Below are 8,458 nucleotides of genomic sequence, written 5' to 3'. Positions count from 1 at the left end.
TGGCTTTTTTTTGCTTTTAAAACGTAACATGCCAACCATTGGGTCGGCATGTTATTGACAGGCTGATTGCCGTATTTAGCGAGTGAGTGGCGCCAGATCAGCAGGGCGGTAGTACACCGATTTCAGCACTTTTCCCTGACGAATGGTTTTGGCGTCGGAAACAAAGTCTTCCGCACACTTCGCGATGATGTAGTCGCCTTTTTGGACCGCCATCAGTTTAATGCCTTGCTCAGCGTAGTGAACTTCTGTGTCGGTGTATTCTTGTTCATTGCGGCACACTTTACTCATGTTGCTTGAGTGAACTTCATCCCAACATGGAAGGAACTCGATACCACGATTAACGGCCACGTTCAGTAACAAATCAATCAGGTAGCTGATTGCCAGGTTATCCTCAACTTTATCGTGCCCAAGATGCACCAGACGTCCCATCAGCACGTAGACACTGTCGACGATCGCGTCTGCTTGCTCTGTTTTATTGTCAGCCTCAGCCAGTTCCGTCAGCTCTTCAATTGCTAAAGAGGTATGCAGCGTATCCGCCTTCTCATCCAGGCTGTCAGGTGCTGCCACCGGAAGATCAAAAGTACTTCTGAATTCGGTGATGTCACGGTAGAGGTGATCAAAAATGTCTTGGGTCAGTTTAGATAAGTGCATTATCCCGGTCCATTGTGGTCAAAATGATGGGCCAATCTTACCAGACCCCCTGTCTTGCGGCTATCTCAGAGAGCCAAATAGGTACGGGAAGAGCCGTTTGCGTTCCGCTTCGGTTAAGTTTTGTACCCGGGCGATATTGGTATCCGGAATGGCTTCCGGGTTGGGGTAGTGTTTCAGAACTCGTTCCATGCTCTCCTCGCGAATCAGGTGAAAGATTGGATAAGGGGAACGGTTAGTCAGGTTTTCGGCATCGTCTGGTGCCGTTCCGGCGAAGCAGTAGTTAGGATGGAAGGTCGCGACCTGGTAAACGCCTTCGCGGTCATGTTGGCGAATCAGTGCCTCGACCCAATCAATAAATAAGTTGTACTCAAAGAAGTCTGCAAGCATGTGTGGCGCGACGACCAAGGTTGTTTCCAGCGCGTCGGGTTCGGTTTCGTCCAGCTCAATGATCTGGTCAAGGATATCCTGTAGCAGGTCTTCATCCTGGTTTGCTGAGCTGACGAAGATCTTGATTTGCTTGTTGCGTTGAGGTTTGGCGGCAAACGGACATAAGTTTAACCCGATCACCACCTCTGTTAACCACTGCTCGACCTGCTGAGCTATTGCATTGCTGTCGGCTGATTGGAGTTCTGACATGACTACACGTATTTGAGTTGAACAAGCGGCTGAGTGTACCAGATTACGCCGTCACTTGGTGTTGGTTTTGTTCACCAGCCGATTGGCGCTTGGATAACGCATAACAGAGCGAAAAAATACAGACGTACAGCAGCATTCCTCCCAGAGACACGCTCAACCAGCCACCATGCTGCCAGCAATAAATCAGGAAGAACCCGCCCAAACTGCCACCAACATAATAGTGCACCAGATACAGGGCCGTTGCGGTCGCTTTTGCTTGCGTGGCTTTCTGGCTCACCCAGGCGTAAGCCAGCGTATGGGTGAAGAACGCGCCAAAGCTGATCAGGATTAGACCTAACAACATAAAGGGCAATTGATCGACCAGCGCCAGCCACATGCCAATCATGCTGAGAATACTGCCTGTCACCATCCCGGGAATGGGCTGGCGGCGTTTAGTCCATTGCCCGGTCAGTTTAGAGCTGATGGTTCCGGATAGATAACAGACAAATATCAACGAGGCCAAGCCAATAGGCAGATTATGTGGTTCACTGACCAGGCGAAAGCCCATCACAGAGTACAGGTTGACAAACAACGCGAAATTGGCACCGCCTATCAACATGGCAAGCCAGATGGTACGGTTAGAGAGATGTTTAACCAAGGCACGGTTATGATGAAAAAACAGACCACGAGTGGGCGTGAAATGTTGCTGAGTGGGTAACAATGACCAGACTGCAACGGCGCCGACAAAACTGAAGGCTGCCATGGCCAACACCGCTTCATGCCAGCCAAATGCTTCTGTGATCATTCCGCCTGCGATCCGTCCACATATACCACCCAGAGAGTTAGCCGCAATATAGCCACCAATCGCCTGACTGAACGCGGCCGGTGACAACTCTTCGACCATATAGGCCACTGCGACGGACGCAAAAGCTGCCAGCGCAATTCCCATCAGCGCACGAGTCATGGCCAGTAACCATAGGCTGTCTGTGAACACCATCAGAACGCCAATTAACGGCATGGCAAACAGCCCAAGTAGCATTATACGCCGGCGCCCGAACGATTCGGAACTGATAGCCCAGGGAACCAGAAACAGCGACAGTGCCAACGTTGAGGCAGCAAATATCCAGTTGACTTGCGTTTCGCTGACGCCAAACTCGACCGCCATGTAGGGCAGCATTGGCTGAAAAACATATAAGTTACAAAAAACCAGAAACGAACCCAGAGCCAGGCTCAAGACAACATGGCGGTATTCACGGCTGCCTAATTCGATCATAAAATGACTCATCACCTCACGTAGAAAACGTGATTAAGTTATCATTTACTTCTGGATTAATTAAATATATTAAAAATATCACAATGATATATTTTTTATATTCACTATGGACAGTCGCCAACTGAAACATTTTGTCGCTGTCGCTGACCACGGACATTTCACCATGGCGGCGAAAGCCCTGCACATAGCTCAGCCTGCACTGAGTATCTCCATTCGCAAGTTTGAAGCTCAATTAGGCGTGGAGCTGTTTCGTCGGCAAGACCGTAAGGTTGAGTTGACCTACGAAGGGAAGGTGCTCTATGAACATGCCAAGCGCATCCTGCAACAATTCGATGACGCTAAACTGGCCATGGATGAACTGATCGGTCTGGAAAAAGGAGAGGTCAGGTTGGGGGCGCCAAGTATGATGGGGTCGTACTTTTTTCCTGAGATTGTTATGGCGTTCAAAAGTCATTACCCGAACCTGAAACTGACCTTGATCGATGCCGGAACACAATCAATACGTCAGATGCTTCTGGACGGTGAGCTGGATATCGGCGTGATCAATAATGCGGATGTGCCGGACGATCTGGAAACGGACCATCTGCTGACGTCGGAAATGGTCGCAGTGGTGGGTCGAGATCATCCATTGGCCGAGCGAGCATCGCTTACCTTTGACGAATTTTTTGAGCACGAGCTAGTGATGTTCAAACCGGGCTACTTTCACCGGGACTTCATTGATGCTGTGTGTGAGAAATATGGGCTGAGCATGAAATTTTCGTTTGAAACCAATTTGTTGCCGATGATACTCAGTATTGTAAAGCACGAATTCGCGATTACGGCATTGCTGGAGCTGGTGACTCAGCACGAAAAGGATGTGGTTGGTATTTCCTTTCAACAGCCCGTTATGCTCGATTTAGCTTTAGCCTGGCGTAAAGACGGATATTTGTCGAAAGCGGACCGTACTTTCATCGAATTCATCAAGCGCTATGTGTGATTATTGGGTACAGAGTCGGGAGACAGCCAAAAATCAAGAAAGTTCTCATTATTTTTCGAGTTTTTTGGAACGGTACACAATTTGTTTCATTAATTTTAATAAATTCAATTTGTTTCCGCTTTGTCTGGTTTGACTTTTGTTTGTTCCAATCTATGTTCATAAGGTTGCGCAGTGGTAAAAGTGCGTAGCTGGAATGTAATTAGAAAAACAGACTAAGGAATGACAATGAAAAAGCTCGCTGCACTAATTTCAGCGTCAATGTTATTGGCGTCAACGTCTGCAATAGCTGAGTTCTATCTCGGTGCTAAAGCAGGTAAATCTTGGCTGGATGACGCATGTACTTCTACATCCGCATGTGATGACGAAGATGTGACTCTGGGTGTCTTTGGTGGTTACCAGTTCTGGGATTTTCTGTCACTTGAAGCTGGCTACGATCACTTAGGTAAGTTTGATGCTGCTGGTCTTGACGACGATTCCGTTCAGGCGTTCACTCTGGCACCGAAACTCAACCTCTATTTAACCGACTCGTTCTCTGTCTACGGCAAGTTTGGTGGTGCGTACGTCGACTATGGTGACGAAAACGACGCCTCTTATCTGGGGGCGGTCGGTCTGCAACTTGACCCACACAAGAAAGTTGCGGTCCGTCTGGAGTACCAGGTACTGACAGACATCAACAATGATATCGTTCGCGCAGAAGCCAATTCTGCAACACTGGGTGTGGCATTCAAGTTTGGTGCCGAAGAAGAGCCGGTGATGATGGTGGAAGAGGAGATGGTTGTCGAAGAGCCTGTGGTTATGACCAAAACTTACGAAGCGTCGCTACTGGGTTCAGGCCTGTTCGCGCTCAACAGCACCGAGCTAAAACCTGAAAGTGAACAGCACTTGGGTGAGCTGGTGGATTTCCTCAACAAGTATCCTCAAGCCAATGTCGAAATCGTGGGGCATACCGACTCTTCCGGTACGGAAAAGTATAACCAGATGGTCTCAGAGAAACGCGCGCAATCTGTTAAAAATGATCTGATGAAGCGTGGTATCTCGGCTAATCGCATCTCTGCCCGCGGTGAAGGGGAGAGCAATCCGGTTGCAGATAACTCGACCAGAGAAGGCCGCGCTAAGAACCGCCGTGTTGATGTGTACGTACCAGAATTTGAGTACACGGTTGAACAGTAAGTCTTTTTTAGTTGACACTAAAATGCCAAAGCCCCGATATTCTCGGGGCTTTTGTCGTTTTAACCGCTCGCTATTTGGAGCGGTACATTTTTTCGAAGTTGGCAGGATTCCAACCAATCATAATACGATCGCCAATTTTAAGCACCGGCAGAGAACGGGCGCCGATGGCATCCAGCTCTTTACGGCCACGCTGCATTTTCGCATTGCAAAGACGATACGGAATGTTTTTTGATTCCAGATAACGTTGAGCATCTTTGCAGTGTGGGCATTTGTCTTTGACGTACAGAACAACACGTTTCATAGCTATACGGGGTTTCGAAAATTTAGCAAGCTAGTGTAGCGAAAACCGACCCGAGACAAAAGCGCTCGCTGGCCATTTCAGTTGTAAACACGGCCGTGCATATCTGATACACTTGCCGCCTTTCATTTCAGGACATGATGGCAGAGTTGGTGAGTCATGCATTCTTCACTTCGTTACGTGCACGGGTACCCGCAGCACATTGTTGAGCAAGTAGAGTCTTTGGTGACATCCGGTAAGTTAGTGCGCTGGTTCGATCATCGCTACCCAGAAAAACACACTATCAAGAGTGAGAAAGCCCTGTTTGATTACACGATGGCGCTCAAAAATCGTTTTATGAAGAAAACGGCCCCATTGAGCAAAGTCATTTACGACAGCAAAATTCATCTCATTAACAATGCTCTGGGACTTCATACCTATGCTTCACGAGTGCATGGTGGAAAAATTCGTTCGAAGAATGAAATACGTATTGCCAGTATCTTCAAAGATGCACCAGAACCTCTGTTGAAGATGTTGGTGGTTCATGAGCTGGCCCATCTTAAAGAAAAAGAGCACAACAAAGCATTTTATCAACTTTGTTGTCATATGGAGCCGGATTACCACCAACTCGAACTTGATGCCCGCTTGTTCATGATTTATCAGGAACTGAAAAACCAGTAAGCCAATATGACTAAAAAAAATAACCGATCGTTACAGCGTGCAGTCGCCCAAGGAAAGACACAGGCCGAATCCCAAAGCAGCATGGTATTTAAAACGATAAAAGGAAAAGCGGGCTTACACGCCAACAACCCGCACCGGGGACGTTATCCATTTCAGGAACTGGTTAGAGCGCTGCCGGAGCTGAAAGCTCACGTGGTCAAAAATCCAAAAGGTGAGCAAAGTATCGATTTTTCGGATCCGACGGCCGTGAAATGTCTGAACAAGGCACTTTTGGCACACTATTATGGTGTTCAGGCGTGGGATATTCCTCAAGGCTATTTGTGTCCACCGATTCCCGGGCGGGCTGATTACATTCATCGCGCTGCCGAACTGCTGAGCAACGAATGCCCAGGATTAAAGCACAACCAGATTCAGGCGTTGGATATCGGTGTAGGGGCGAACTGCATATATCCGATTGTGGCTTCTGTTGCGTATGGATGGCGTTATGTAGGCAGTGACGTTGATCCGGTATCGGTCAAAAATGCCAATCAGATCGTAGCTAACAATCGTTTTCTTGCTGGCTTAGTGACATGTCGGCTTCAGGAACAGAGTCGTTTCATGTTTCAAGGTATCATCCAACCGGGTGAATATTACGACATTACCACCTGCAATCCGCCGTTTCACAAATCATTGGCGGAAGCGGAGCAAGGGACACAGCGGAAATTACGTAATCTGAATGAAAACCGGGCAAAGCGAGGCCAGTCCCATCAATCTGCAAAACCGGCCAAGGATGCCAACACCGTATTGAATTTTGGTGGTCAGAAAGCTGAACTCTGGTGTCCGGGTGGCGAAGCGTCGTTTATTAAGAACATGGCGTTTGAGAGCCGTGACTTTGGCGCTCAGGTATTGTGGTTTACCAGTTTGCTCTCAAAAAAAGAGAACGTTCGCTGGATGAGAAAAAATCTGGAGAAAGCTGGCGCGGCAGAAGCACGGGTTTATGAAATGAGTCAGGGACAGAAAATCAGTCGCTTTATCGCCTGGACGTTTCAAACGCCGGAGCAAAGAGCGCGTTGGTTTAAAGCCAAGCAAAGATAATGCAAGCGAGCTGCGGCTCGCTTTTTTAATGGCTTAGAGCCAGCAGTTGATTTTGGTAGCTGTTCTTCATTTGGGTGTTGCCCGCTTTTTCTTCGACTTTTATCAGCATTTCCAATGAGGCGCGATGCACGCCCCATTTTTCCTGAAACTGCAACAGGCGTTGCCTGGCATTGGTATAGTCTTTTTGATCGATATCCAACTGGGTTAACTGGAATAGCGCACGAATCCGGTTTGGGTTGTGATCGACGGCCTGCTGGAAATAGTTTTTGGCTTGTGCTTTATCGCCTGACTTTAAGGCGCAAAACGCGGCATTTTCATAAGAAGACGCGACCTGGTAATAGTCCGGCTGGTGGATGGCTTTATTGAAGTAAATATCTGCCAGGTTGTATTTACCATGCTTACACAAAAACGTGCCGTAATTATTCAAAACGTTGCCATTGTGAGGGTGCTGTTTGAGTGCCTGACGATACTGCGCTGCGGCCGATTCTGCTTCACCTACGGCTTCGTAGTAGTAGGCCATGGACAGTTGGGCGCGATAGTAGTCGGGAGCGTGCTTGAGAGCCTGTTCCAGATTCTCACGGGCACGGGGCATGTTGCCCTGATCCAGATAACCCAGCCCTAGGGCTATTCTTGATTCTGACATATCAACAGGGTTAGGTTTAAATTCTGTCTGTTGGTTGTCCGATACCGATATGCACCCCGTGAGGGTCAGCAACAGACAGGCCACAAAACAAAGCCGCATGGTTCACTCCTTTGAAATCACCCTCGTATGATAAGTCAGAGTGACGGATTTCAGTATTCCGGAGCATGACAATGCGATCTGTCTGGCAATATACATGAGATTGCACCGCCAGTTGCTGGCGGTGTAACCAATCCCAACCGTCAGTTCTCGTCCCGAGTAAACTTGTCTTCGCTGAAATGTTCAAGATCGTACGGTGTTTGTTGATAAACGCAGTAGTTCAGCCAGTTAGAGAACAACAAATGCCCGTGACTGCGCCAACTGGCAATTGGCTTATTGTCCGGGTTGTTGTTTGGGTAGTAGTTGATTGGGATCGCCGGTTCCATGCCTTCACCTAAATCGCGGATGTACTCGTTGTGCAGTGTCATGGCATCGTATTCAGGGTGCCCGGTGACAAACACATTGCGCTTGTCTTTCGTGGAGGCGAGATAAACACCGGCAATATCGGACGTGGCCAGAATGTCCAGATCGGTATGTTCATTGAGAAATTCCGGTGAGAAATCAGCGTAGCGGGAGTGTGGTGCTAAAAATGTATCATCAAAGCCGCGCAGAACCGGATGGTGTGGATCGTGAATCTCATGATGGTAAACACCAGACAACTTCTCTTTACGCGTACGTTTGGGCAAGTCGTACAGAAGTTTTAGCCCTGCCTGAGCCGCCCAGCAGACATAAAGGGTTGATGTCACATGCGCTTTGGCCCATGCCATAATGGTCTGAAGGTGCTCCCAGTAGAGAACATCTTCAAACTGAACCAAACCTAGCGGGGCGCCTGTAATGATAAGACCATCGAAATTGCGATTCTTAATGGTTTCAAACTGACGATAGAAGGTGTCCAGATGTTCCGTTGGTGTGTTTTTACTTGGACGATCATCGATTCTCAGCAACTCAACATCCACCTGAAGTGGGGAGTTGGACAACAGACGCAGGAATTGGGTTTCGGTCTCAATCTTCTTTGGCATCAAGTTCAGGATCAGCACCTTAAGTGGACGAATCTCCTGAGTG

General features: G+C 48.2%; 10 protein-coding genes. 4 read left to right on the top strand and 6 right to left on the bottom strand.

Translation table 11 applies throughout. The features are described from left to right. Positions 1-75 precede the first annotated feature (75 nt). The 3 genes from CAG65_RS15175 to CAG65_RS15165 are packed head-to-tail and all read right to left on the bottom strand — an operon-like array spanning position 76 to position 2,539. Positions 76-651, bottom strand: a complete 576-nt coding sequence (locus CAG65_RS15175; RefSeq protein WP_161454183.1) for a nucleoside triphosphate pyrophosphohydrolase family protein — start codon at positions 649-651, stop codon at positions 76-78. 60 nt (positions 652-711) lie between these two features. Then, positions 712-1,287 carry a DUF1415 domain-containing protein gene (locus tag CAG65_RS15170; protein ID WP_161454182.1) on the bottom strand — a complete coding sequence of 192 codons (576 nt, stop codon included), beginning with the start codon at positions 1,285-1,287 and terminating at the stop codon, positions 712-714. A 43-nt stretch (positions 1,288-1,330) separates the two neighbouring features. Beyond that, positions 1,331-2,539, bottom strand: coding sequence for an MFS transporter (locus CAG65_RS15165; RefSeq protein ID WP_161454181.1), 1,209 nt, complete (start codon positions 2,537-2,539; stop codon positions 1,331-1,333). Positions 2,540-2,645: 106 nt separating this feature from the next. On the opposite strand from CAG65_RS15165, the gene CAG65_RS15160 reads away from it, so the two are divergent. Next, positions 2,646-3,515, top strand: a complete 870-nt coding sequence (locus CAG65_RS15160; protein ID WP_021705541.1) for a LysR family transcriptional regulator — start codon at positions 2,646-2,648, stop codon at positions 3,513-3,515. Positions 3,516-3,740: 225 nt separating this feature from the next. Continuing rightward, the gene (locus tag CAG65_RS15155) at positions 3,741-4,685 is read left to right on the top strand and encodes an OmpA family protein (protein WP_161454180.1); all 945 of its coding nucleotides are present in this window, start codon (positions 3,741-3,743) and stop codon (positions 4,683-4,685) included. Positions 4,686-4,755: 70 nt separating this feature from the next. On the opposite strand, the gene CAG65_RS15150 is transcribed toward CAG65_RS15155, so the two are convergent. After that, on the bottom strand, positions 4,756-4,986 hold the full coding sequence (locus tag CAG65_RS15150) for a glutaredoxin family protein (protein ID WP_021705543.1): 231 nt from the start codon (positions 4,984-4,986) through the stop codon (positions 4,756-4,758). A gap of 156 nt (positions 4,987-5,142) precedes the next feature. Between CAG65_RS15150 and CAG65_RS15145 the strand changes: the two genes are divergently transcribed. Next, the gene (locus CAG65_RS15145; RefSeq protein WP_161454179.1) at positions 5,143-5,643 is read left to right on the top strand and encodes a M48 metallopeptidase family protein; all 501 of its coding nucleotides are present in this window, start codon (positions 5,143-5,145) and stop codon (positions 5,641-5,643) included. Between the two features lie 6 nt (positions 5,644-5,649). Continuing rightward, positions 5,650-6,717 (top strand): 23S rRNA (adenine(1618)-N(6))-methyltransferase RlmF, encoded by a 1,068-nt coding sequence (gene rlmF / locus CAG65_RS15140; RefSeq protein ID WP_161454178.1) that lies wholly within the window; start codon positions 5,650-5,652, stop codon positions 6,715-6,717. Positions 6,718-6,742: 25 nt separating this feature from the next. Here rlmF and pilW read toward each other — a convergent pair whose 3' ends face one another. Together pilW and CAG65_RS15130 are read right to left on the bottom strand one after the other, a co-directional pair. After that, a complete protein-coding gene (pilW, locus tag CAG65_RS15135) occupies positions 6,743-7,459 on the bottom strand; it encodes a type IV pilus biogenesis/stability protein PilW (RefSeq protein WP_021705546.1) in 717 nt (238 codons plus the stop codon). Between the two features lie 140 nt (positions 7,460-7,599). Continuing rightward, a partial coding sequence (locus tag CAG65_RS15130; RefSeq protein WP_161454177.1) for a homoserine O-succinyltransferase occupies positions 7,600-8,458 on the bottom strand: 859 nt, incomplete at its 5' end.

This window comes from Vibrio sp. V39_P1S14PM300 (genome assembly GCF_009904765.1).
Lineage (GTDB): Bacteria > Pseudomonadota > Gammaproteobacteria > Enterobacterales > Vibrionaceae > Vibrio > Vibrio proteolyticus.
Note: the sequence above shows the minus strand (reverse complement) of the source record. Positions and strands in the feature narration are given on the sequence as shown.

What these genes read in the sequence shown, in the direction of transcription:
- CAG65_RS15175 (WP_161454183.1), bottom strand. Translation starts at nt 651, where the DNA reads ATGCACTTATCTAAACTGACCCAAGACATTTTTGATCACCTCTACCGT.
- CAG65_RS15170 (WP_161454182.1), bottom strand. Translation starts at nt 1,287, where the DNA reads ATGTCAGAACTCCAATCAGCCGACAGCAATGCAATAGCTCAGCAGGTC.
- CAG65_RS15165 (WP_161454181.1), bottom strand. Translation starts at nt 2,539, where the DNA reads ATGATCGAATTAGGCAGCCGTGAATACCGCCATGTTGTCTTGAGCCTG.
- CAG65_RS15160 (WP_021705541.1), top strand. Translation starts at nt 2,646, where the DNA reads ATGGACAGTCGCCAACTGAAACATTTTGTCGCTGTCGCTGACCACGGA.
- CAG65_RS15155 (WP_161454180.1), top strand. Translation starts at nt 3,741, where the DNA reads ATGAAAAAGCTCGCTGCACTAATTTCAGCGTCAATGTTATTGGCGTCA.
- CAG65_RS15150 (WP_021705543.1), bottom strand. Translation starts at nt 4,986, where the DNA reads ATGAAACGTGTTGTTCTGTACGTCAAAGACAAATGCCCACACTGCAAA.
- CAG65_RS15145 (WP_161454179.1), top strand. Translation starts at nt 5,143, where the DNA reads ATGCATTCTTCACTTCGTTACGTGCACGGGTACCCGCAGCACATTGTT.
- rlmF (WP_161454178.1), top strand. Translation starts at nt 5,650, where the DNA reads ATGACTAAAAAAAATAACCGATCGTTACAGCGTGCAGTCGCCCAAGGA.
- pilW (WP_021705546.1), bottom strand. Translation starts at nt 7,459, where the DNA reads ATGCGGCTTTGTTTTGTGGCCTGTCTGTTGCTGACCCTCACGGGGTGC.